This is a genomic window from Streptomyces melanogenes, assembly GCF_014649795.1.
GTDB classification, from domain to species: domain Bacteria; phylum Actinomycetota; class Actinomycetes; order Streptomycetales; family Streptomycetaceae; genus Streptomyces; species Streptomyces noboritoensis.
Window position 1 is genome coordinate 134,775 of sequence record NZ_BMTS01000004.1, and the last position, 21,512, is coordinate 156,286.

At 72.3% G+C, this 21,512-nt stretch carries 21 protein-coding genes and 1 pseudogene; 13 read left to right on the forward strand and 9 right to left on the reverse strand.

Annotated elements, in window-relative coordinates; genetic code table 11:
• Window positions 1–198 precede the first annotated feature (198 nt).
• The 3 genes from IE252_RS43940 to rpmB form a co-directional block, all read right to left on the reverse strand.
• Window positions 199–2,742, reverse strand: coding sequence for a LuxR C-terminal-related transcriptional regulator (locus IE252_RS43940; protein WP_190089103.1), 2,544 nt, complete (start codon window positions 2,740–2,742; stop codon window positions 199–201).
• Window positions 2,743–2,942: 200 nt separating this feature from the next.
• Window positions 2,943–3,248, reverse strand: coding sequence for a 30S ribosomal protein S14 (gene rpsN / locus IE252_RS10625; protein ID WP_190089104.1), 306 nt, complete (start codon window positions 3,246–3,248; stop codon window positions 2,943–2,945).
• On the reverse strand, window positions 3,248–3,484 hold the full coding sequence (gene rpmB / locus IE252_RS10630; RefSeq protein ID WP_190089105.1) for a 50S ribosomal protein L28: 237 nt from the start codon (window positions 3,482–3,484) through the stop codon (window positions 3,248–3,250). Before rpmB ends, rpsN begins: the two co-directional genes overlap by 1 nt.
• 85 nt (window positions 3,485–3,569) lie before the next feature.
• Between rpmB and rpmG the strand changes: the two genes are divergently transcribed.
• From rpmG to IE252_RS10670, 8 genes are all read left to right on the forward strand, one after another.
• Entirely contained in the window at window positions 3,570–3,734 is a 165-nt protein-coding gene (gene rpmG, locus IE252_RS10635) for a 50S ribosomal protein L33 (protein WP_033321692.1), read from the forward strand.
• 5 nt (window positions 3,735–3,739) lie between these two features.
• Window positions 3,740–3,991, forward strand: a complete 252-nt coding sequence (locus IE252_RS10640; RefSeq protein WP_190089106.1) for a type B 50S ribosomal protein L31 — start codon at window positions 3,740–3,742, stop codon at window positions 3,989–3,991.
• Entirely contained in the window at window positions 3,988–5,163 is a 1,176-nt protein-coding gene (locus IE252_RS10645) for a CobW family GTP-binding protein (RefSeq protein WP_190089107.1), read from the forward strand. The genes IE252_RS10640 and IE252_RS10645 overlap by 4 nt, the downstream gene beginning before the upstream one ends.
• 29 nt (window positions 5,164–5,192) lie before the next feature.
• On the forward strand, window positions 5,193–5,435 hold the full coding sequence (gene rpsR, locus IE252_RS10650; protein ID WP_190089108.1) for a 30S ribosomal protein S18: 243 nt from the start codon (window positions 5,193–5,195) through the stop codon (window positions 5,433–5,435).
• A 79-nt stretch (window positions 5,436–5,514) separates the two neighbouring features.
• Window positions 5,515–6,234 (forward strand): hypothetical protein, encoded by a 720-nt coding sequence (locus tag IE252_RS10655; RefSeq protein WP_190089109.1) that lies wholly within the window; start codon window positions 5,515–5,517, stop codon window positions 6,232–6,234.
• The gene (locus IE252_RS10660; protein ID WP_190089110.1) at window positions 6,231–6,752 is read left to right on the forward strand and encodes a SixA phosphatase family protein; all 522 of its coding nucleotides are present in this window, start codon (window positions 6,231–6,233) and stop codon (window positions 6,750–6,752) included. Before IE252_RS10655 ends, IE252_RS10660 begins: the two co-directional genes overlap by 4 nt.
• A gap of 113 nt (window positions 6,753–6,865) precedes the next feature.
• On the forward strand, window positions 6,866–7,033 hold the full coding sequence (locus IE252_RS10665; RefSeq protein WP_190089111.1) for a hypothetical protein: 168 nt from the start codon (window positions 6,866–6,868) through the stop codon (window positions 7,031–7,033).
• A 290-nt stretch (window positions 7,034–7,323) separates the two neighbouring features.
• Window positions 7,324–8,961, forward strand: a complete 1,638-nt coding sequence (locus tag IE252_RS10670) for a phospholipase D-like domain-containing protein (RefSeq protein ID WP_229848197.1) — start codon at window positions 7,324–7,326, stop codon at window positions 8,959–8,961.
• 35 nt (window positions 8,962–8,996) lie between these two features.
• Here IE252_RS10670 and IE252_RS10675 read toward each other — a convergent pair whose 3' ends face one another.
• Window positions 8,997–10,409, reverse strand: coding sequence for a lipase maturation factor family protein (locus IE252_RS10675; protein WP_190089113.1), 1,413 nt, complete (start codon window positions 10,407–10,409; stop codon window positions 8,997–8,999).
• A gap of 188 nt (window positions 10,410–10,597) precedes the next feature.
• Between IE252_RS10675 and IE252_RS10680 the strand changes: the two are divergent.
• Window positions 10,598–11,721: pseudogene (locus IE252_RS10680) on the forward strand (DUF5954 family protein).
• A 257-nt stretch (window positions 11,722–11,978) separates the two neighbouring features.
• The gene (locus IE252_RS10685; RefSeq protein WP_190089114.1) at window positions 11,979–12,329 is read left to right on the forward strand and encodes a VOC family protein; all 351 of its coding nucleotides are present in this window, start codon (window positions 11,979–11,981) and stop codon (window positions 12,327–12,329) included.
• Here IE252_RS10685 and IE252_RS10690 read toward each other — a convergent pair.
• The 3 genes from IE252_RS10690 to IE252_RS10700 form a co-directional block, all read right to left on the reverse strand.
• On the reverse strand, window positions 12,305–13,282 hold the full coding sequence (locus tag IE252_RS10690) for an ATP-binding cassette domain-containing protein (protein WP_190089115.1): 978 nt from the start codon (window positions 13,280–13,282) through the stop codon (window positions 12,305–12,307). The two genes, IE252_RS10685 and IE252_RS10690, sit on opposite strands and share 25 nt — an antisense overlap.
• 51 nt (window positions 13,283–13,333) lie before the next feature.
• On the reverse strand, window positions 13,334–14,170 hold the full coding sequence (locus IE252_RS10695) for a DUF4097 family beta strand repeat-containing protein (RefSeq protein WP_190089116.1): 837 nt from the start codon (window positions 14,168–14,170) through the stop codon (window positions 13,334–13,336).
• Window positions 14,171–14,277: 107 nt separating this feature from the next.
• Window positions 14,278–14,826 carry a hypothetical protein gene (locus tag IE252_RS10700; RefSeq protein WP_190089117.1) on the reverse strand — a complete coding sequence of 183 codons (549 nt, stop codon included), beginning with the start codon at window positions 14,824–14,826 and terminating at the stop codon, window positions 14,278–14,280.
• A 475-nt stretch (window positions 14,827–15,301) separates the two neighbouring features.
• On the opposite strand from IE252_RS10700, the gene IE252_RS10705 reads away from it, so the two are divergent.
• Complete coding sequence (locus IE252_RS10705) at window positions 15,302–15,835, forward strand: hypothetical protein (protein ID WP_190089118.1); 534 nt, start codon at window positions 15,302–15,304, stop codon at window positions 15,833–15,835.
• A gap of 103 nt (window positions 15,836–15,938) precedes the next feature.
• Here IE252_RS10705 and IE252_RS10710 read toward each other — a convergent pair whose 3' ends face one another.
• Window positions 15,939–17,000 carry a sugar ABC transporter substrate-binding protein gene (locus tag IE252_RS10710; protein WP_190089415.1) on the reverse strand — a complete coding sequence of 354 codons (1,062 nt, stop codon included), beginning with the start codon at window positions 16,998–17,000 and terminating at the stop codon, window positions 15,939–15,941.
• Between the two features lie 595 nt (window positions 17,001–17,595).
• Here IE252_RS10710 and IE252_RS10715 point away from each other — a divergent pair.
• A complete protein-coding gene (locus IE252_RS10715) occupies window positions 17,596–19,821 on the forward strand; it encodes an RICIN domain-containing protein (protein ID WP_190089119.1) in 2,226 nt (741 codons plus the stop codon).
• 65 nt (window positions 19,822–19,886) lie between these two features.
• Here the strand turns inward: IE252_RS10715 and IE252_RS10720 are convergent, their stop codons facing one another.
• Window positions 19,887–20,258: a hypothetical protein gene (locus IE252_RS10720; RefSeq protein ID WP_190089120.1), complete on the reverse strand. Its 372-nt coding sequence runs from the start codon at window positions 20,256–20,258 to the stop codon at window positions 19,887–19,889.
• A 229-nt stretch (window positions 20,259–20,487) separates the two neighbouring features.
• On the opposite strand from IE252_RS10720, the gene IE252_RS10725 reads away from it, so the two are divergent.
• Window positions 20,488–21,510 carry a helix-turn-helix transcriptional regulator gene (locus IE252_RS10725; protein ID WP_190089121.1) on the forward strand — a complete coding sequence of 341 codons (1,023 nt, stop codon included), beginning with the start codon at window positions 20,488–20,490 and terminating at the stop codon, window positions 21,508–21,510.
• Window positions 21,511–21,512 lie beyond the last annotated feature (2 nt).

Below are 21,512 nucleotides of genomic sequence, written 5' to 3' on the forward strand. Positions count from 1 at the left end.
GGCGCGTCCGGCCCGGCGACGATCACCGTGATCGTGTCGCACCGGTTCACCACCGTGCGCGAAGCGGACCTGATCGTCGTCCTGGACGGCGGCCGGATCGTCGAACAGGGCACGCACACCGACCTGTTGGCGCGCGGCGGCCGCTACGCGGACATGTACGCGCTCCACGCCGCCGCCTACACCTCGGCCCCCGCCGCCTCAGCCGCGCAACACGGGCGGCAGGTCGCGGCGGGAGTGCACGCCGAGCTTGCGGTAGATCCGGGTGAGGTGGCTCTCGACGGTACGGACGGACACCGCGAGCCGGTGGGAGATCGCCCGGTCGGACAGACCACCGGCGGCCAGTGAGGCGATCTCCACCTCGCGGGTGGTGAGCGCGACCGGCTGGGCGGGCGGCGGAGCCACCCCGAGCCGCTCGCGCAGCCGGCCCACCAGCACCACGGCGTCGCCCCGGCGGCTGCCGCCCTGCTGCTGGAGCGTGGCGGCCGCGCGCTCCGCGAGCCGCCACGCCTGGGTGCTGAGGCCGAGCGCGTCGAGGCGTACGGCGTGGTCGAGCAGTTCCGTACCGGCGCCTCGGGCCAGAGCGAGCACGGCCTCCGCGCCCGTGACGAGGCGGGGCGCGTCGACGTGGCGGACGACCTCGGCCAGCCGGTCGAGGACGGCGGGCGGCGGTCCTGCGGGGCCCAGCCACGCCGCGTAGGTCAGGTACTCGGCCTCCACCGCCCAGCACCCGGCCTCCCGTGCCGCGTCCACGGCGGCCCGCATCGAGACCGCCGCGCCCGCCGTGTCGCCGCGCGCGGCCGCGATCACCGCGGCCGCCCGGTGCACTTGGCCGGGAACCACCGCCACCCGGTCCGACCAGCAGGGGGCGATGGCCTGCTCGGCGCAGTCGGGGCGCTGCTCCTCGGCCAGGCAGATGGCGAGCCAGCTGGAGGCCTCGGTCAGGAACAGGCGGGGGCCGCCCGCCTGTTGGACCACCGCCTCGCGCAGCCGTGCCATCGCGTCCGTACGAAGGCCGCGCACCCACTGGAGGTAGCCGCCGAGCAACGCCCCCTCCCCGCCGGGCGGCAGGCCCTGGACCGGGCGGCGGCCGATGGGTCTGCGCAGGTCGGAGGCGGGCCACAGCTGTGCGAAGGCGCGCAGCGAGGGGGCGAGGTCGGGCAGGTAGGACGGCAGGGCCCGGTCCGGGGACGGGTCCTCGGCCAGCGTCGCGGCGTCCGCCGTACGGCCGGTGAGCGCGAGGGAGGCGGCGAGCGCCAGCCGGGCGGCGGCGACTCCGGGGCCGTGGGAGGCCTGGTGCAGGACCCGCTCGGCGAGCCGCGCCGCCGCGCCGGTGCGGCCGCCGAAGAGCAGGACCAGGGAGTGGACGCCGTCCAGCGCGGCCTGGGCGCTGGGCGCCGTCGCCTCGGCGCGCAGGGCGACGAGTTCGTCGGCGGCGCCCGCCGGGTCGCGGTCCGCCCAGCAGCGGTGGGCGGCGAGGGCCGTGGCGAGGCGCAGCCGGCCGCTGGGTGTGGTCGCCGCCTCACGCGTTCGCTCGAGCACCTTGCGGGCCTGCGCGGTGTCCCCCAGCTCGACCAGCGCGTGCGCCAGCGGTACGGCGGCGGCGCTGGAGCGTTCGAGCGCCCGGCGTGCGAAGCGGCAGGCCAGCTCGGGGTCCTGGCGGCAAACCGTTTCCGCGGCCCGGATCAGCAGCGCCGAGTCGACCGGGCCATGGGCGTCGAGCTGCCACCGGGCTCGGGTCACCGGGTCGGGGCCACTCGGGGTGCAGGCGTCGAGCAGGGCCGCGGCGAGCCGTCGGCGCCGCAGCCGGGGCAGCCGGTGGCGCAGCGCCGCACCCAGCATCGGCTGGCCGAGCCGGACCAGGATCTGCCCGCCGAGCTCCACCGTGCACAGCAGGCCCTGCTCCTCCAGGCTCTCCACGACGTCCGGGGCGACCGCCTCCAGTACGGGCAGGGAGAGCGGCTCGCCCAGGGCGACCGCCGCCAGCGCGTCCTGGTGGCGCGGGTCGAGGCCGCGCAGCTCGCGCTCGAAGAGTTCGGCCAGCCGGGGCGGCACGCTCAGCGGGCCCCGCCACCACCACAGGCCGCCCGCGCTGACCAGGCGGCGCGTGGCGCGGCCGTGGCGGACCAGTTCGGTGAGGAAGAGCGGATTCCCGCCGGTCCACTGGTAGAGCAGGTCGACCGTGGGGTGGGCGGCGGCGCCTTCCATCAGCGCGTGCACGAGGCGGCCCGTGTCGGCGGGGCCGAACGGCGCGATGTCGAAGCGCTCCAGATAGCTGTCCTTCCAGAGCGCGACGACGGCGTCGGAGGCGGGCAGTCCCGACTGCGCGGAGACGACGAGGCGCAGGTTCCCGTCACCGGCCAGGCTCAGTGTCAGAGCGGCGGAGGCGTCGTCGAGGTGGTGGACGTCGTCGATGACCAGCACCGGGGTGCGCCGGCCCGCGCGGCGGGCGAGCTCGGCGCCCAGCAGACCGTACGCCTGGCCGTGGTCGAGGCGGCCGCCGACGCCGAGCAGCCCGCGGAAGACCCCGAACGGAACCTGGCGGCTCGCCTCGGTGGCGGCTGTCCAGACGACTTCGAAGCGGGAGGCGCCGAGCTGTGCGGTGACGGCCGTGAGCAGGGCCGTCCTGCCGACCCCGGCGGGTCCGACGACCGCGGCCCCTTTCCTGGCCAGGACGGCCCCCAGCACCTGTTTCCGCTCCTGCTCCCTGGCGACGAACGTCCCCGGTACCAGGTCGTACGGCATCGTTCCCCCCGCGCAGGCCATCGGGCTTCCCGCGTACAACAAGCTCCCGCATGGAGCGGGGATACCGCGTTTTCCGGCTTCCCTTTGGCCGGAACTGTGTCAGGAAGGTCGGATTCCGGTCCCTCCCGCTTGCCGGAGGGTCACGCTGTGTACACCTGGATCCGGCCCTCGGCGGCTGCCCGCCGAGGGCCGGTCCCGGGTCACCAGCTCGACTTGCGCACCCCGGGCAGGAGTCCGGCGTGGGCCTGCGCGCGGACGTTGATCCGGGAGAGGCCGAACGTACGCAGATGGCCGCGGGGGCGGCCGTCGATCGAGTCCCGGTTGCGGACGCGGGTGGCACTAGCGTCACGGGGCTGGCGGGCCAGCTCGGCTCGGGCCGCTTCGCGCTCCTCGTCGGAGCTGCGGGGGTCGCGGACGATCGCCTTCAGGGCGGCCCGCCGGACCGCGTACCGGGCCACGACCACACGGCGCCGCTCGTTCTTGGCGATCTTGCTCTTCTTGGCCATCAGACCTTGGCTCCACGGGCCCGGATGCGAGCCACGGCCCGCTCGATGCCGATGGTGTCGACGGTCTTGACGCCCTTGGCGCTGAGGGTGAGGCGCACATGGCGGCGCTCGCTGGGCAGCCAGTACCGCTTGTGCTGGATGTTCGGGTCGAACCGGCGCCGGGTGCGGCGGTGGGAGTGCGAGACGGCGTTGCCGAACCCGGGCTCGCGGCCGGTGAGTTGGCAGTGGGCGGACATGGGAGAGGGGCTCCTTCGTGGCCGACGGTGTTCCGTACGTCACCACCTTAACGGTAATGAAAACCATTTCGGTATAGTGGTCGTCATGGCACGCAACGAACTGCGCCCGGTGATCAAGCTGCGCTCGACCGCAGGCACCGGCTTCACCTACGTCACCCGCAAGAACCGCCGTAACGATCCCGACCGGCTCACGCTGCGCAAGTACGACCCGGTCGTAGGCCGTCACGTCGACTTCCGAGAGGAGCGCTGAGCCCCATGAAGCCCGGTATCCACCCCCCGTACGGTCCGGTCGTCTTCCGCGACCGCGCCGCCGGATTCGCCTTCCTGACCAGGTCCACCGCCACCAGCGAGAAGACCATCGACTGGGACGACGGCCACACCTACCCCGTCATCGACGTGGAGGTCTCCTCCGCGAGCCACCCCTTCTACACCGGCACCGCGCGCGTCCTGGACACCGCCGGCCGCGTGGAGCGCTTCCAGCGCCGCTACGGAGGTACGTCCCGGTGAGCCCCGCACACCCGCGGCTGCCCGTCGTCCTGGTCGCCGGGCTGCACGCGGCCGTGCGCCGGGCGGCCGTGGACGAGCTGCTGCTCGCGTCGCCCGGTGCCCAGGTCCTGCACCACGACCTGAGCACCGCGCGCGACGGCGTGGTGCGGGCGAGCGTGTGGGGCGCGGCCGGCACGACCCGTACGCACGAGACGCCGCTGGTCAACGACTGCGCGTGCTGTGCCCTGCGCGAGGACCTGGTGCCCGAGCTGCTCCGCCTCGCCGACAGCGGCACCTGCTCGCTGGCGGTGGTGGAGCTGTGGGACTCCGTGGAGCCCAAGGTGATGGCCGAGGTCGTCGTCGGCACCCCGGTCGGCGACCGGCACTGCGGCGCGGTGCTCGACGTCGTGGGCGTCGTCACCGCCGTCGACCCCGAGCTGCTCCTGTCGAGCCTGGGCTGCGGCGACGACCTCGCCGAGCACGGGCTCGCGGCGGCGCCGAGCGACGAGCGCACGGTCGCGGACACCCTGGCCCGCCAGCTGGAGTACGCGAACGTGCTCGCCCTCGCCGCGTCCGAGTTCCCCGACCCGGCCGACCTCGCCCTGCTCGGCCAACTCCACTCCACCGCCCGGCGGGTGACCGTGGGGGAGGGCGGCCTCGCGGCCGCCGCGCGGGGCGGGTTCGACGTACGGGCGGCGGCCGAACGCCAGCATCCCGCATGTGCGCTGCTGCCCCAGGAGGCTGACGAGCACGGGGTCGCCACCGTGGTGTGGCACCGCACCCGGCCCTTTCACCCGGCCCGGCTCCACGCCGCCCTGGAGGACCTGACCTGCGCGGCCGCGCGCAGCCGGGGCCGGTTCTGGCTCGCCGACCGGCCGGACACGCTGCTGATGTGGGACGCGGCCGGGGGCGCGCTCTGCGTGGAGGAGGCGGGGCCCTGGCTCGCCGCACTGCCCGACGCCGCCTGGGAGTTGGTGCCCCCGGCCCGCCGGGTCGCCGCCGCCCTGGACTGGCACCCCGACCACGGCGACCGCGCCCAGCACCTCACCTTCACCTCGCCCGGCCTCGACCGCGACGGGCTGCTTCGGGCCCTGGAGGGCTGTCTGCTCACCGACGCCGAGTACGCGGCGGGCCCCGAGTCCTGGCAGCACCTGCCGCACGCCTTCGACGACCTGCTCGCCCCCGTCCGCTGAACGGGGCACGACCTCTTACGGAGTACGACATGCGTTCCCGCCACCTCACCGACAAGAAGCAGGCCAAGCGCCCCAACCCGCTGGACGCGGCGGGCATCACCTACATCGACTACAAGGACACCGACCTGCTGCGGAAGTTCCTCTCCGACCGAGGCAAGATCCGCAGCCGCCGCGTCACCCGGGTCACCGCCCAGCAGCAGCGCGAACTCGCCCGCGCGATCAAGAACGCCCGGGAGATGGCCCTGATCCCGTACGCCTCGACGGCCCGCTGACCGCCCAGCGGTGCGATCGTTTTCGGGCACGTGGCGCGAGTCCCTGCCACTAGGCGGGTGAGCGCCTAGTCTCGGGGGTGTGCTGCGAATCGTCGATCATCTCGTCGGCCGGGGGCCGCTGCGGATCTGTGCCCATGTGCCGGAGGCCGACGGGCCGGGTGACCTCACCGGGCTGCGGGTGCTCCTGACCGGCGATGTCCTCGCGCGCGTCGTCGAGCTGCGCGGCCGGGCCGTCCTGACGGGGCGGACCGGCCCGCGCGTCCCGGGCGTCGCCGCCACCGGCATCCACCCCGCCGACGCCGAGGGCACGCCGGAGGAGCTCGCCGACGCCCTGGGCGGGCCACCGGCCCTGCAACTGAGCGGCCGTGCGTACGAGGGCGGGGGCGGCGCGTTCGTACAGATCGCTGAGGCGCGGGCGAGCGGGAGCGCGGACCTGGAAGGGGACGCGCTCGCCGTGCGTCTGTTGCTGCTCGACCGTCCGTACCACGAGCCCGTCACGGTCACGGCCGAAGACGTCGAGGGCGCCGAACGGCTCCTCGCGCAGTGGCGGAGTGCCGTGGCGGGCTGGGCCGAGGAGCCGTCCAAGCCGCTCGTCGCCGAGCTGGAGCGCACGGCCCGCGCCGGGCTGGAGGACAGCCTGGACACCGCCGCCGTGCTGCGGCTCCTGCGCGGACTCGCGGCGGACGCCGATGTTCCGGCGGGCGCCAAGTTCGAGACGTTCGCCCGGCTCGACCGCGTCCTCGGGCTGGAGCTGACCCGCGAGATCGGCAAGGCGCCCGCCGCCGGGGCGCGGGCGTGAACCCGCTGCGGCGGCTGGTCGTCCTGCGGCACGCCAAGTCGGCGTGGCCCGAGGGTGTCTCCGACCACGCCCGGCCGCTGGGGCGGCGCGGGCTGCGCGACGCACCGGCCGCCGGGCGGTGGCTGAGCGCGGCGGACTGCCTGCCCGACCTCGTCCTGTGCTCCACCGCCCGCCGCGCCCGCGAGACCTGGGAGCTCGCGGCGGCCGAGCTGGGCAGCCCGCCGCCGGTCCGCCACGACCCGCGGCTCTACGCGGCCGAGGCCCGCGACCTCCTCGACGCCGTGCGCGAGGGACCCGCCGACGTCGAGACGCTGCTCCTGGTCGGCCACAACCCCGGCGTCCAGGACCTGACCCTGCTGCTCACCGGGGAGGCCCTCGGCGAGAGCCTGGACCGGGCCGGGAGCAAGTTCCCCACCGCGGCGCTCGCCGTGCTCACCTGGCGCGGCTCCTGGTCGGACCTCGCACCCGGCGCCGCCCTGCTCACCGACTTCGCGGTGCCGCGCGGACCCCGTCCCTGAGCACCGCCCCGGGACCGGCCATCGGAGTGACGAATCGTTTCGCTGCGCCGCTGGAGCGGGGGCGGCGTGATGGAGTTGCCGCATCCGGCAGGCTCCTGAGAGGGCGGAGTGCGATGCAGTACGGCTGTCCCGGCTGTGACGCCCTGCGCGCCGAGGCGCGTCGGCCGGGCGCCGACCTCGCCGACCTGCTGCACCGCGTACAGCTCCATGAACTCGACCCCCACCCGTCCCCGGCGGCCACCCCGCCGAAGGAGGAGAAGGGTCGCACGCGGCGCCCTTGAGCGATCCGGGCCCGGCGCCGGGGATGCTCAGACGTCCCCGGGACGGCCTGCACGGGTGGTGGCGCGCGTCGCGGTGGACGGGCCACGACAGGGCGCCCTCATCGGCCTCGCCGCGCGGCGACCGGCGGTTCTCGGCCATCGGCGGGGCACCGCGTGCCCGGGCGGGTCCGACCGCTTCCGACCGATTGGTAACCTCAGTCGTTGATCTTGGTGGGTGGTCCCGTTGGTCCGACTCGCCCACCCCGCGCGGGCGTTCGCGAACGCCCTCCCCGACCAGAATGCGAAAAGAATTGGCACACCGTCAGCTTCGCCGCCGCACCCGCCTCGCCGGTCACCTGGTGGCCTGCTCCACCGTGCTCGCGGTCCTGCCCGCCGCCCCGGCGCTCGCGGACTCCGGCGACACCCCGCCCGCCCCGGGCGCGACCTCGCACCTCGACGCGGTCGAACAGGCCCTGCGCCAGGTCTCGCCGGGCCTGGAGGGCACCGTCTGGGAGCGCACCGCGGGCAACCGGCTCGACGCCTCGGCCGCCGACCCCTCGGACTGGCTGCTCCAGACCCCCGGTTGCTGGGGTGACGACAAGTGCGCCGAGCGGCCCGGGACCAAGCGGCTGCTCGCCAAGATGACCGAGAACATCTCCAAGGCCAGGAACACGGTCGACATATCCACGCTCGCGCCGTTCCCCAACGGCGCGTTCGAGGACGCGATCGTCGAGGGCCTCAAGGCCTCGGCCGCCGCGGGCAACAAGCTCAAGGTGCGGATCCTCGTCGGCGCCGCGCCGATCTACCACCTCAACGTGGTCCCGTCGAAGTACCGCGACGAGCTCGTCGGCAGGCTGGGCGAGGCGGCCAAGAACATCACGCTCAACGTGGCGTCGATGACCACCTCGAAGACCGCGTTCTCGTGGAACCACTCCAAGCTGCTGGTCATCGACAACAGGACGGCCGTCACCGGCGGCATCAACGGCTGGAAGGACGACTACGTCGACACCGCCCACCCGGTGTCCGACGTCGACCTCGCGCTGACCGGACCGGCCGCCGGTTCCGCGGGCAAGTACCTCGACACGCTGTGGGCCTGGACCTGCCAGAACAAGTCCAACATCGCCAGCGTCTGGTTCGCCTCCTCCAACGGCGCCGGCTGCATGCCGTCCCTCGCGCAGGACGCGCCCGCCCCGGCCCCGGCCGACGGCAACGTCCCCGTGATCGCCGTCGGCGGCCTCGGCGTCGGCATCAAGAACAACGACCCCGCCTCGAAGTTCAACCCGACGCTGCCCACCGCCGCCGACACCAAGTGCGTCGTCGGGCTGCACGACAACACCAACGCCGACCGCGACTACGACACGGTCAACCCCGAGGAGAGCGCCCTGCGCGCCCTCGTGGCCAGCGCGCGCGACCACATCGAGATCTCCCAGCAGGACCTCAACGCCACCTGTCCGCCGCTGCCGCGCTACGACATCCGGCTCTACGACGCGCTCGCCGCGAAGATGGCCGCCGGCGTGAAGGTGCGGATCGTCGTCAGCGACCCCGCCAACCGCGGCGCGGTCGGCAGCGGCGGCTACTCGCAGATCAAGTCGCTCTCCGAGATCAGCGACACCCTGCGCGACCGCCTCGCCCTGCTGACCGGCGACAAGGGCACCGCCCGCGCCAAGATGTGCTCCAGCCTCCAGCTGGCCACCTTCCGCAGCTCGGACAGCCCGAAGTGGGCCGACGGCCACCCGTACGCCCAGCACCACAAGCTGGTCTCCGTCGACGACTCGGCCTTCTACATCGGCTCCAAGAACCTGTACCCGTCGTGGCTGCAGGACTTCGGATACGTGGTGGAGAGCCCCGAGGCCGCCGCCCAGCTGAAGGCGAAGCTGCTCGCCCCGCAGTGGAAGTACTCGCAGGCGACCGCCACGTTCGACTACGAGCGCGGGGTCTGCCAGGCCTGATCCCCCTGCCGGACGGCCCGTCCCACCCGCTGTTCCTACGCGTCGAGGCGCGTGGGCGGCAGGAAGTCGCGTACGTACGTCCGCTTCCAGCACGCCCCGGTAGTCCGCAGCTCGCGCCACGTCGTGTACTGGTAGCGGAACAGCCGGGCGCGGATGTAGCGGGGCGGGCTGTCGGGCGGGAACGGGGAGTGTCTGAGCAGGCGCAGGGTGTCGCGGTCGTTGTCGAGGAGGCGCTCCACCAGGGGCCCGAACCACGGCCGCGCGTAGCCCGGGGAGAGACCGGCGAACCACATCAGCCAGTCGAGCCGCAGATGGTACGGCGCGAACTGGCGCGGCCAGTGCCGCGGATCCCCGGGCTTGCCCTTGAACTCGTACTCCCGCCAGTCGGCGTCGGCCAGCGGCAGCGGGTCCGCCGTGCCCTCGATGACGACTTCGAGCCGCAGCCGGCTGACGCTGCCGAACGCGCCGTACGTGTTGACCAGGTGCAGCGGGTCGAAGGAGTAGTTCATGATCTGGCGGCGGGAGAGCAGGTTGCGCGCCGGGCGGTAGCTCAGGGCGAGCAGGAACGCGGCGACGCCGAGGACCACGACCTCGTACCAGAGCGGGGTGGCCGCGTAGTGCCGGGTGCCGGCGGCCGGGGAGAAGTCGACGGCGCTGACGGCGAGCACGACCGTCGTCCAGTTCAGCCAGGAGAAGTTGCCCGACAGGATCAGCCACAGCTGGGTGAGGATCATCAGCGAGGCGGCCGCCGTGGCGACGGGCTGCGGGGTGAACAGCAGGACCGGCACGGCCAGTTGCGTGACGTGGTTGGCGGCCACCTCCACGCGGTGGAAGGGCCTGGGCAGATGGTGGAAGAACCAGCTCAGCGGGCCCGGCATGGGCTGGGTCTCGTGGTGGTAGTAGAGGCAGGTCAGCTTGCGCCAGCACGCGTCGCCGCGCATCTTGATGAGCCCCGCCCCGAACTCGACGCGGAACAGCACCCAGCGCATCAGGAACAGCACGACGATCGGCGGCGCCACCTCGTCGTTGCCCAGGAACACCGCGAGGAACCCCACCTCCAGGAGCAGCGACTCCCAGCCGAACGAGTACCAGGTCTGGCCCACGTTCACGATCGACAGGTACAGCGCCCACGGCAGCAGCCACAGGAGCATCGCCGCCCACAGCGGCACCCTGGCGTCGACCCCGGCCAGCAGACCCGCCGAGACCAGGACGCCCGCCCAGGCCCAGCCCGCGAAGAACCGGTCCGAGTAGCGGAAGTGGAAGACGCTCGGCGCCCGGCGGAACGGCACCCGCTCGACGAACCAGGGGACCGGGAGCATGCCGCGCTCGCCGATCAGCGCCCGGAACTGCAGGGCCGCGCCCAGGAACGCGACGAGGTAGATCGCGGCGAGCCCCCGCTGGAAGACCAGCCGGCTCAGCCAGTAGTCGGGCGCGACGAACCACTCCACGGTTTCATTGTGACGCTGAGTGACGCGGGTGGCCTGCGGGGCGGGCGGGTCCGTGGCGGACCTCAAGGGCGGAGCTCCAGTGGCGGGTCCTCGTCGGCGGTCGCGCGTGTCAACTCACCGTCACCCACAATGAGTTGATTTCACACTTTGCCCCGCACCGCCGTTCCCGGCTCGGGCACAGTCGGTGCATGAACGGTTACGAGGACCAGGTGCCGGCCTTCCTGACGTTCCGTGTGACACCGCAGGAAGGGACGATCGCCGCGTTCGCCGAGCAGGAGGCGTGGCAGGCCCGCAAGCGGTACCCGGAGATCCTGGGGGTGGGCGTTCCGGAGTTCTACCACGCCAGGGAGTGCGAGACGGGCGGCTGGGAGCTGCCCGAGTTCAGCAGCGACACCCCGCGGGGCGCCCGGGACGGGCTGGGCTCACGCTTCAGGAGGCGGGCGCAGGACGCCTCGGGCGCCGGGCAGGACAAGGAGCATCGCAAGTGGCTGGCGGCGGCCGCGCGGATGGACCGGGAGGTCGTCGACGAGGTGCGCGTCCTCGGGGAGCGGTTCAGGATCGTCCGGGCCTCGCGCTTCATCCGTATGGGGCCCAGCGGGCCGGAGCCGCCGCGCCCGTCCGACCCGGACCCGGGCGAGGCGGGCGAGTCGCACCGGGTGCCCTCGCGCACCAACGGCTTCGTGATCGACCCGTACACCGGAACCGGCCTGGCCGACGGCATCCTCAAGCTGGACCTGGTGCGTTTGTCGGCTCCGCGCCCGGCGCGCCCCGCGAGGTCACGGACGACGCCTGGCGGGCCGCCGAGCGGTACCCCGGCGGGGTGCTGCTGCCCGCCGTCTTCATGGTCTCCGAGCGGGAGGACGGGAAGTGGCGGGCCCGCGACCCCGAGGCCGCGTACGCGACGCCCCAGGGCGCCCGGGACTCCCTGGCCGCCTGGCTGCGGGTGATGGCGCCGTTCACGCTGAAGCTGGACGACGCCACCCGCGCGGTGTACGCGGAGGCGGCCGACCGGCTCGACGACAAGCGCCGCAACGCGCTGAGCGTCGCCGAGCGGCGCTTCCGGGTGACCCGCGTCGAACGGCTCGTACGGATCGGCCCCGACGGGCCCGAGGGCCCGCGCCCCTCCGACTTCGACCCCGACCTCCCCGTCGACGTCCAGGTGCGCCGCCTCAAGGAACAGGGGCTGTGGAAGGAGGAGGACGAGCCGATCGTGCTCGACGAACGGACCCAGGAGCTCTCCCGCCTGATGGAGCAGGAAATGGCACGCGCCGCGGCGGCGAAGGAACGCACACGCCGTTCCGAGGACGGCTGAGGGAGGGTGCGGGCGGCGGCCTCGCGCCGCACGGCCGCGTCCGGGACCGTGGCCGATCGGTAGGCCCTCATCGCGCCGCTTCCGGGCCGTCGCGTCGGCCCCTCCGTCATCCGTGCGCTCCAGCGGCGCTCGACCGCCGCCGCGTCCGGACCGGGTAGGTTCCGGCCGGGCCGCGCGTGTCGACGAGGGGCCCGTGGCCCGGCTGCGAGGATGCCGGGGACAAGCCGGTGCGGACGGAACGACCAAGCGAGGGCAGCATGTTCAGTGGCGCGCACGCCATCTTCTACAGCACGGACGCCGATGCCGACCGGGCCTTCATCCGGGACGTGCTGGGCTTTCCCGGGGTGGACGCGGGCCAGGGCTGGCTCATCTTCCGGCTCCCGCCCGCCGAGCTGGCCGTCCATCCCACCACGGACGAGCCCAAACACGAGCTGTACCTGATGTGCGACGACATCACCGCTCAGGTGGAGGAGTTCGCGGCGAAGGGCGTCGAGCTCACGCGGCCGATCAGCGACCAGCCCTGGGGCCGTCTCGCGGCGGTCCGCCTGCCCAGCGGGGGCGAGCTCGCCTTCTACGAACCCCGTCACCCGGTCGCCCACAGCCTCTGAGGACACGGCCGCCCGGTGAGGGTGTGGAAGACGTCGTCGAGGCCGGGCAGGTGCGTCGTCAGGGCCTCGGCCTCCACGGACGCGGCCTCCAGGACGTCCAGGACGGCCCGCAGGGTGGGCACGCTGCCGTCGCTGGGGAGGTCCAGGGTGAGCGCCTCGCTGTCGCACGAGCCCGCGCCGAAGCGGCGGGCGGCCGTGTCCAGGTCGTGGGCGTCGGCGAAGCGCAGCCGGATGCGGCCGCCGGGGATGCGCCGCTTCAGCTCCTCGGCGCTGCCCTCGGCGACCAGCCTGCCCTGGTCCATGACCGCGATGCGGTCCGCCAGTCGGTCCGCCTCGTCCAGGTGCTGCGTCGCCAGGAAGACGGTGACGCCGTCGTCGTCGACCAGATCGCGGACGATCTCCCACACGGTGCGGCGGCTGCGCGGGTCCAGGGCGGTCGTGGGCTCGTCCAGGAACAGGACGCGCGGCTCTCCGACCAGGGTCATCGCCAGGTCGAGCCTGCGCCGCATGCCGCCGGAGAGCGTGCGTGCGGGCTTGCGGGCGGCTTCGGTGAGGTCGAAGCGGACCAGCAGGTCGCGGGCGCGCGCCCGGCCTTCCCGGCGGCCGAGGTGGTGCAGGTCCGCCATGAGGACCAGGTTCTCCTCCGTGGTGAGCAGGTTGTCCACCGCCGAGAACTGACCGGTCACCCCTATCGCCGCCCGTACGTCGTGGGCCTCCCGGAGCAGGTCGTGGCCCGCGACGCGCACCTCGCCCGCGTCGGGTGTCACCAGGGTGGAGAGGATCTCCACGGTGGTGGTCTTGCCGGCGCCGTTGCGCCCGAGCAGCGCGAAGACCGTGCCCTTGGCGACGCTCAGGTCGATGCCGTCGAGCACCGGCTTGCCGCCGTACGACTTGCGCAGCCCGGTGGCGGTGATCGCCGTCGAGAGCCCCGCCCGGGCGGTGGCTGCGGCCATGACGTTCGTGCCCCCCTCGGTGTGGTGGGCCGGGTACGGCCCGGCCGACGGTCAGGCGCGGCGGATCACGATGTCGCCGAGCCCGGTCCGCGCGCGCACCTCGACCGTGTGCTCCTCCGCGCCGGGCCCGTCGGCGGTGCTGAGGGAGTTGCGGACGATGCCCATCCGGGTGTTCACGTCGAGCCAGGCGGCGGTGGACTCGCGGATCCCGACTTCCAGGTCTCCTATCCCCGTCATCAGCACGATCTGGCCGCGCCTGACGTCGGCGACCCGGATGCCGCCGTTCGCGGCCTTGGCGTCGACTCCGGCGTGGGCGACGCCGAGCGAGATGCGGCCGTTGGACGCGTTGGCCCGTACGTCACCGGTGACTTCGCCGATGGTGGTCTCGCCGTTGACGTTCTTCACCGTGGCGGTGCCCGCCACCTCACCGATCTCCACCCGGCCGGACCCGGCGACGTCGACGTCCCCGCTCGCGCTGCCCAGCCGGATGTCGCCGTGGCCGGTCTTCAGCTGGACGGCCGCCCCGTGCTCGACCTGGATGTCACCGGCCGAGGCCTTGAGGGCGCAGTCGCCGAGCAGGCCCTCGGTGACGAAGTCCCCGACCGGCGCGGTCCCTTGGAGCCGGGAGCCGGCCGGGAGCTCGATGCTGATGTCGAGCGACCCGCTCCGGCTGAACAGGGAGCGCTTCTTGGGGCCCTTGACCACCAGCTTGCCGCCCGCGTACGTCACCTGCGTCTGCTGGGCGGTCCGTACGTCGGCCTCGGCGGCGCCGTCGCGGGGGAGCACCTCGACGACCGTGTCGGTGCGCTTGCCCGCGCTGATCCGGGCCGTGCCGATGTCGAATTCGAGGATCACGGAGATCGGTTGGGGCGTGTCGAAGCGTGGCATGGCTGTCCCGTCCTCTTGGCTCTGGTGTGGTCCCGCCGGTCGGGGCGGGCGAAGGATGAAGATGAAGTGGTTGCCGCCCGATCGCACCCCCACTTCCGGCGGAGCGCTCAGCGCACCCAGCCCGTGAAGCCCTGGCCGCCCCGGTGGCGGCTGCGGGTGGGGCCTGGGCCCGGGCCGGAGCCGCCGTCGCCGGGCTCCAGGGCCGTGGCCACGGCCCGGACCAGCCACGCGTTGACCGAGAGGCCCTCCTGTCCCGCCGCGTCCTCCACGCGCGCCTTGAGGTGCGCGGGCAGCCGGAAGTTGATCCGCGCAGTGCCGCCGTCGTCGCCGTCCGCCGGAGCCGGGGCCAAGGGCGCCCGCACCCCGCCGGGCGCGCTCTCCCGCCGCTCGCTCTGTTCGTACGCCTCCAGACCCGGTGGCGTGCTGACCACGAACTCGGGGTCGAGCCCCCGCAGCCGTACGTCGACCGAGCCCGGGGCGAGCTCCCGGGTGATCTCGTCCGTGGCCGCGGACAGCGCGTTGAGCAGCGTGAGCCGGACGGCCGACTCCAGCGGGGTGGTCAGTCGCTCCGCCAGCGCACGGGCTTCGTCCCCGCCCGCGTCCGCGGCGATCGCGAGCTCATGGCGGAGGTTGTCGACGTAGGGCGTAAGGTCCATGACGCCAGAGTGGCACCACTGTGGCGCCACAGCAAGTCCCTCGAAGGGGTGAATGGCGCCGGAAATGGCGCCAGTGCTGGCATGGAGGGTGGCGCAGGAGTGACGCCATGCCTGTCCGGGCGTCCGTCGCCGCAGGTCGGAACGGGGGGCCAAGGAAGGCGGCCAGGCTCGAACGGGGATGCGGACAGACGCGGGGAGAAGCGGCCCGGCCCGCCTCGACCGGTTCGGGGCGAGCGGCGACGGCGCCCAGGCACCGCCGCACGCCCCGGGCGCCTCCTTCGGCGCACAATTCCCGGTCGGCTGGGGGGTCCCCGATTCATACGATGCCCTTACCCTTGGGCGGGTAGCCTCGGTAAAGAGAAGCCAAAGAGGTGCGTGAGGCCACAGTCGTCCTCACGCACCACAGCGAAAGGCACGGCTTATGGCCCTCACCTTTGCGCACAGGGTCAGCGCTCGGCGTGCGTCCCTGCAGGATGTGAACGCGATAGTCCGCCTGCTCTCCGGCGATCACGGGCTGCCGCCCGAGACCGCCGCTCTCGTCTCGGCCTCACAGGCCCAACTCCGGCTCATCCTCGCGCACTTCGGTCTGGAGACCGGCAAGGTGTGGGTCGCCGAAACGGGCTCCGGAGCGCCCGAGGCGGCGGCGGTGTGGATCCCGCCGGGCGTCTCCATCGACGAGGAGGAGCACAGAGCCCTGCTGCGGCTGCACGGGCTCCGGCCGACCCTGATGCCCGCGCGCGACCACGACGGACGGATACCGGGCGAGGAGGACCACTGGCTGCTCGCGGCCGTCGGTATCGCCCCGACCGCGCACCCGGCGGCCCTCGAAGCCGTCCTGGATCCGGTTCTGCGCATCGTGGACGACGCGTCCCTGCCGGCCTACGCGACGGCTCCCGCGTCCTTCCAGGCCGAACTGCTGGCGCCGTTCGGCTTCGAGCCGTGCGGCTCCGGCGCGGCGCGCCCGGAGCCCCGGCTGCGCCGCCCGCCCAAGGGGGCGTTCGGCGGCTGAGGCCCGGAGCCTCGCAACGACGGAAGAAGACCTCTGCCCGGCCCGCGTCACGCGGGCCGGGCAGAGGTCTTTACGGTCGTGAGGTGCGGCTGCGGCCGTTACATCAGCCCGTCAGCCCGGCGGACTTGCACGCGGCCTTGTACTTGGCCGTGCAGATCTCGTCGATCGTGTAGAGGCCGTCGCTGACGACGGTGGAGCGGATGTTCTCCTTGATCACGGCGACGACCGGGACGAGCGCGGTGGGGATGTCGCTCTTGGTCGGGCTGTTGGTCTTGGAGTTGGCGATGGAGATGAGGCTCTGCCCCTTGGCCAGCGCGACCGCCATCTGCGCGGCGATCGGGCTCTCCTCCGCGTACGGCTTGTAGACGCTCATGTACTGCTCACCCGCCACGATGCGCTGGACCCCGGCGAGTTCGGTGTCCTGGCCGGTGATCGGCGGCAGCTTGGAGACACCAGCGGCCTTGAGGGCCTCGATGACGCCGCCGGCCATGCCGTCGTTGGCGGAGTAGACACCGATGATCTTGTTCTTGCCGAGGGCCGAGATCGCGGTGCGCATGTTGGCCGCGGCGTTCTCCGGCTTCCACTCCTTGGTGTCGTACTCCTTCCCGATGTTCACCTTGCCGTCCAGCTCGGCGTGCGCGCCCTTCTTGAACTGGGCGGCGTTCGGGTCGGTGCGGGCGCCGTTCATCATCACGATCTGGCCGTCCTTGGCCTTCTCGCCGAGGTTGTCCAGCAGGGCCCTGGCCTGCACATGGCCGACGTCCTCGTTGTCGAACGAGACGTACGCGTCGACCGGGCCCTCGGCGAGCCGGTCGAAGGCGACGACCGGGATGCCCGCGGTCTTGGCCCGCTCCACGGCGCCGCCGATGGCCTTGGAGTCCACCGCGTCGATGATGAGCGCGTCGACCTTCTTGGCGATCATGTCGTCGACCTGCTGGTTCTGCCGCGCCGCGTCCTGCTCCGCGTTCGCGTAGACGACCTGGCCCTTGCCGCTGGTCAGCTCGCCGACCATCTTCTCGATCAGCGGTTTGTCCGACTTCTCGTAGCGAGCAGCCTGCTTCTCCGGCAGCAGTAGACCTATCTTGAGGTCCTTCTTCTTGGCGGCCCCGTCGGACCCGTCGCCGGACTTGCTCCCGCCGCCGCATGCGGCGAGGGTGACGGCCATCGCGACGACACCCACGGTCATCGCTCCACGGCCGGTACGCGTGCTCACTTAAAAACAACCTCCCTGACATGGCCGCATAAATTTCGGCCGAGGTGGCTGGAAGCCAACCCTGCCCTTGCGATGCCGTCAAGAAGTTAGCCCTTAACGAGATGACAACGGAATTTTCGGATACGGGCCGGACGGGCTTAATCTGCCCCGCAATACGGGGTGAATCGGGCTTACGGCTGCTTTTTGCTTCTCTGGACAATTGCTGATGGTTCGTCAATTTGACGAGAAGTGGAATTGCGCTCTCGCAGCTCAGACGGGTGGAGCGGGTTCGTAAGCCCCTATGCGGTCTGCTCGCCGATCATCCCTTCAAGGAATGCGTAGTGTTGACGGAAAGCGCGCAATATGCGTTCACTTATTGAACGCAAGCTCTCCAGGATGGCGCTGAATTGGTCTACACCTTAGAGGGATCCTCTTATTTCACTGCGTGACTTAAGTGGTGAGCTAACAGCTTGTCAAGCCCTTGGTTCGGACCAGGCGTTCGAGGTCTGAACCCTTGACGTGTCCATGGAGGACCCCTAACTTCACGCCTTGAAGAAAGGGTGAGGCCATGACCATTCCCGCAACCCCCACTCCGCCCGACCGTCGGAGCGCGCGTGGCAGAACCGCCTCACTGGTGGCCGTCGGCGCGCTCGTCGCCTCCGTGACCACCGGTGCCCTTACCGCCCCCAGGGCCGAAGCCGCGCCCCTGCCGACCGGGTGGGTCACCGTGTCCGCCCAGCACAGCGGCAAGTGCGTGGACGCGGCCTCGGCCGGTACCGCCGACGGCACCGCCGTCCAGCAGTACGCCTGCAACGCGACCACCGCACAGCAGTGGCGGTTCGAGGCCACCGCCGACGGCTATGTGAGAGTCGACAACCGCAACGACGCCACCAAGACCTGGGACGTCACCGACGTCTCCGCCGCCGACGGCGCGCCGATCCAGCTCTGGACGTACGGCGGCGGCGCCAACCAGCAGTGGAAGCCCGTCGAGGAGGCCGCCGGGACGTACCACTTCGTCAACCGCAACAGCGGCAAGTGCCTCGACGTCCCGGGCGCCTCGACGGCCGACGGGGCGCGCCTGCAGCAGTACGCGTGCAACGGCAGCGCGGCCCAGTCCTTCAACGTGAGCCCCGTCGACTCCCAGCCGCCGAGCGGCGGCAACCCCGACCTCGGCCCCAACGTGTCGGTTTTCGACCCGTCGATGTCCTCGGCCACCATCCAGAGCAGGCTCAACCAGGTCTTCGGCCAGCAGGAGTCCAACCAGTTCGGCGCCCAGCGCTACGCCCTGCTCTTCAAGCCGGGCAGCTACAACGTGGACGCCAATGTCGGCTTCTACACCCAGGTGGCCGGGCTCGGTCTGTCGCCGGACGCGGTGACCATCAACGGCGCCGTGCACGCCGAGGCCGACTGGTTCCAGGGCAACGCCACCCAGAACTTCTGGCGCTCCGCCGAGAACCTGTCGGTCAACCCGGGCGGCGGCAGCGACCGGTGGGCCGTCTCGCAGGCCGCCCCGTACCGCCGTATGCACGTACGCGGAAACCTCCAGCTGGACGACGGCGGCTGGTCGAGCGGCGGGTTCATGGCCGACTCCAAGATCGACGGCCAGGTGCGCTCCGGTTCGCAGCAGCAGTGGCTCTCGCGCAACAGCCAGTGGGGCAGCTGGAACGGCTCGAACTGGAACATGGTCTTCGTCGGCGACACCAACGCCCCGGCCAACACCTTCCCCAGCCCCCCCTACACCACGGTCGCGCAGAGCGCCGTGATCCGTGAGAAGCCGTTCCTGTACGTGGACGCGGCGGGCGCGTACAAGGTGTTCGTGCCCGCGCTGCGCACCGCGGCCCAGGGCACGACCTGGGCGAACGGCACGCCCGCGGGCACCTCGCTGCCCATCGACCAGTTCTACGTCGTCAAGCCCGGCGCCACGGCGGCGGACATCAACGGCGCGCTGGCCCAGGGCAAGAACCTGCTGTTCACACCGGGCGTCTACCACCTGAACCAGACCCTCGCGGTGAACCGCCCGGACACCGTGGTGCTCGGCCTGGGCCTGGCCACCCTGGTCCCGGACAACGGCATCACCGCGATGAACGTCGCGGACGTCGACGGGGTGAAGGTCGCCGGACTGCTCATCGACGCCGGGTCCACCAACTCCGCGCTCCTGATGCGGGTGGGCACCCCGGGCGCGACCGCCCGGCACACCGCCGACCCGACCTCGCTGCACGACGTCTTCTTCCGCATCGGCGGCGCGGGCGTCGGCAGGGCCACCCAGAGCCTGGTGGTCGACAGCTCGGACGTCATCGGCGACCACATGTGGCTGTGGCGCGCCGACCACGGCAGCGGCGTCGGCTGGACCAGCAACACGGCCGCGAACGGGCTGGTCGTCAACGGCACCGACGTGACGATGTACGGCCTGTTCGTCGAGCACTACCAGCAGCACCAGGTGATCTGGAACGGCAACGGCGGCCGTACGTACTTCTTCCAGAACGAGATGCCGTACGACCCGCCGAACCAGTCCGCGTGGATGAACGGTGCGACCCGGGGCTACGACGCGTACAAGGTCGCGAGCTCGGTGACCAGCCACGAGGCGTGGGGGCTCGGCAGCTACTGCTTCTTCAACGCCAACCCGTCGGTGGTGGCCGAGCGCGCCTTCGAGGCGCCGAGCGCGGCGGGCGTCCGCTTCCACGACATGGTGACGGTCTCGCTCGGCGGCACCGGAACGATCAACCACGTCATCAACAACAACGGAGGGACCGCCAATTCCTCCAACAACGTGGTGAACCTGGTCTCGGGGCCCTGAACCCGGGCGGCGGCACGGCCATGACTGGCCGTGCCGCCGCCCTCTTTTCTGAGGGGGGTCCGATGTCAGATGTGCTCGGCCGGGTTCGCCGGCAGGATGAAGTTCCAGCTGCCGGGGCCGTGGTGCTGGCCGTCGGGCGAGTTCCTGGAGGGGCAGGCGCCGTTGGTCGGGGCGCCGTTCCACCAGAGGCCGAAGCAGTAATTGCAGAATCTCCAGTTGTTCTGGTAGGCGGTTACCTCGTCCGGGATCGGCAGCCCCATGGCGGCCCTCGCTTCGTTGTGGGCGGCGGCGCCGGGCGGCACCGCCGGTGCGGACTTGGTGCCGTGGTGCGGGGCGGCTTGCGCCGCGGGCGCGCCGAGCGCCATCGCCCCGGCGGCCAGGGCCGCACCACCGGCGGCCCTGATGACGCCTCGGCGCGTCTGAGACTGATCGGTCACGGCCTTCTCCTTCATGTCCTGGAGCACCTGGAAACACGGGGAACAGTGGCGCGGTTCATGGGGAGCGGTGCGGCGCACTCGGCTCAACGACTGTGCTCCGGCCGTGGATTGTCCGGAATCCCAAGAACTGGGGGTTGACGTGCGGCCCGTCGAGCGCATTTTGGCCAAGTGACCATGGACGGGCGGAAATTGCCGCGATCGCACGACGGCCACGGGCTACGCTCGTGGGGTGACCGGGGGAGTTGAAGCGATCTTTCGGGCCCTGTCGGCCGAAGCGGCGGACGCGGTGACCGTGCCGGATCTCGGCCGGGCGCTCTCGGACGAGCTGGGGCGGATCGTGCCGCACGACGGGTACATGCTGGCCGGGCTCGACCCGCTGAACAGAGCCAGCTGTCTGTTCACCGAGGAACACGACTACAGCGAGGCGGCCGCGCGCCGGATGGCGCTCGACGACGCCGCCGGAGCCGAGCGCCACCCCTTCGAACGGCTCGTCGCGGGCCCCGCCAAGACCGGTGTGGTCAGAGCCGGATACCGCCACCGCGTGCGGCTGCACAACGTCAGCGTCCCCGAGGGCTTCGGCGGCGAGATGCGCATCGGGCTCACCCACGCGCGCGTCGCCTGGGGCGGCCTCATCCTCGTACGGGAGAGGGGCGGCAGGCCCTTCTCGACAGCCGAGGCGGCCCATGCGCAGACGCTCGCCGAGCCGCTCGCCGCCGCGCTGAAACGGTTCGTTGCCCGTGCGCCGCTGCGGCCGTCGCGCTACAGCCTCTCGCCCGGCGTCGCGGTCGTCGGCGCCGACGACAAGGTCGCCTCCGCGACGCCCTCGGCGCACGAGTGGATGCGGCTGCTGGCCCCCGTCGCCTCCTCGGTGGACGAGCGGGACCTGACCGCCACCGTCTGGAACATCGCCCACCTCGCCCGGCGCGCGGGCGGGCAGGCGCTGAGCCGCGTCCCCACCCGGGACGGCTGGATCGCGCTCCACGGCCAACTGCTCGAAGGCCCGGAGCCGGGCGCGGTGGCCGTCACGATCCAACCGGCCCCGGGGCGCCTGCTGCTGCCCGCCGTCTCCGTCTGGTACGGGATCACCACCAGGGAGCGGACCGTCATGCAGGAAGTGCTCCAGGGCCTGCCCACCAAGCACATCGCCCGGCGGCTCGACCTGTCGCCGCACACGGTCAACGACCACCTCAAGGCGATCTACCGCAAGACGGGCGTCAACAGCCGCGAGGAGCTCCTCACCGGCCTTGCCTGACG

Excerpts from the sequence above, each read along its gene's own strand:
- IE252_RS43940 (WP_190089103.1), bottom strand. The coding sequence starts at position 2,742 with ATGCCGTACGACCTGGTACCGGGGACGTTCGTCGCCAGGGAGCAGGAG.
- rpsN (WP_190089104.1), bottom strand. The coding sequence starts at position 3,248 with ATGGCCAAGAAGAGCAAGATCGCCAAGAACGAGCGGCGCCGTGTGGTC.
- rpmB (WP_190089105.1), bottom strand. The coding sequence starts at position 3,484 with ATGTCCGCCCACTGCCAACTCACCGGCCGCGAGCCCGGGTTCGGCAAC.
- rpmG (WP_033321692.1), top strand. The coding sequence starts at position 3,570 with ATGGCACGCAACGAACTGCGCCCGGTGATCAAGCTGCGCTCGACCGCA.
- IE252_RS10640 (WP_190089106.1), top strand. The coding sequence starts at position 3,740 with ATGAAGCCCGGTATCCACCCCCCGTACGGTCCGGTCGTCTTCCGCGAC.
- rpsR (WP_190089108.1), top strand. The coding sequence starts at position 5,193 with ATGCGTTCCCGCCACCTCACCGACAAGAAGCAGGCCAAGCGCCCCAAC.
- IE252_RS10665 (WP_190089111.1), top strand. The coding sequence starts at position 6,866 with ATGCAGTACGGCTGTCCCGGCTGTGACGCCCTGCGCGCCGAGGCGCGT.
- IE252_RS10685 (WP_190089114.1), top strand. The coding sequence starts at position 11,979 with ATGTTCAGTGGCGCGCACGCCATCTTCTACAGCACGGACGCCGATGCC.
- IE252_RS10690 (WP_190089115.1), bottom strand. The coding sequence starts at position 13,282 with ATGGCCGCAGCCACCGCCCGGGCGGGGCTCTCGACGGCGATCACCGCC.
- IE252_RS10695 (WP_190089116.1), bottom strand. The coding sequence starts at position 14,170 with ATGCCACGCTTCGACACGCCCCAACCGATCTCCGTGATCCTCGAATTC.
- IE252_RS10700 (WP_190089117.1), bottom strand. The coding sequence starts at position 14,826 with ATGGACCTTACGCCCTACGTCGACAACCTCCGCCATGAGCTCGCGATC.
- IE252_RS10710 (WP_190089415.1), bottom strand. The coding sequence starts at position 17,000 with ATGGCCGTCACCCTCGCCGCATGCGGCGGCGGGAGCAAGTCCGGCGAC.
- IE252_RS10715 (WP_190089119.1), top strand. The coding sequence starts at position 17,596 with ATGACCATTCCCGCAACCCCCACTCCGCCCGACCGTCGGAGCGCGCGT.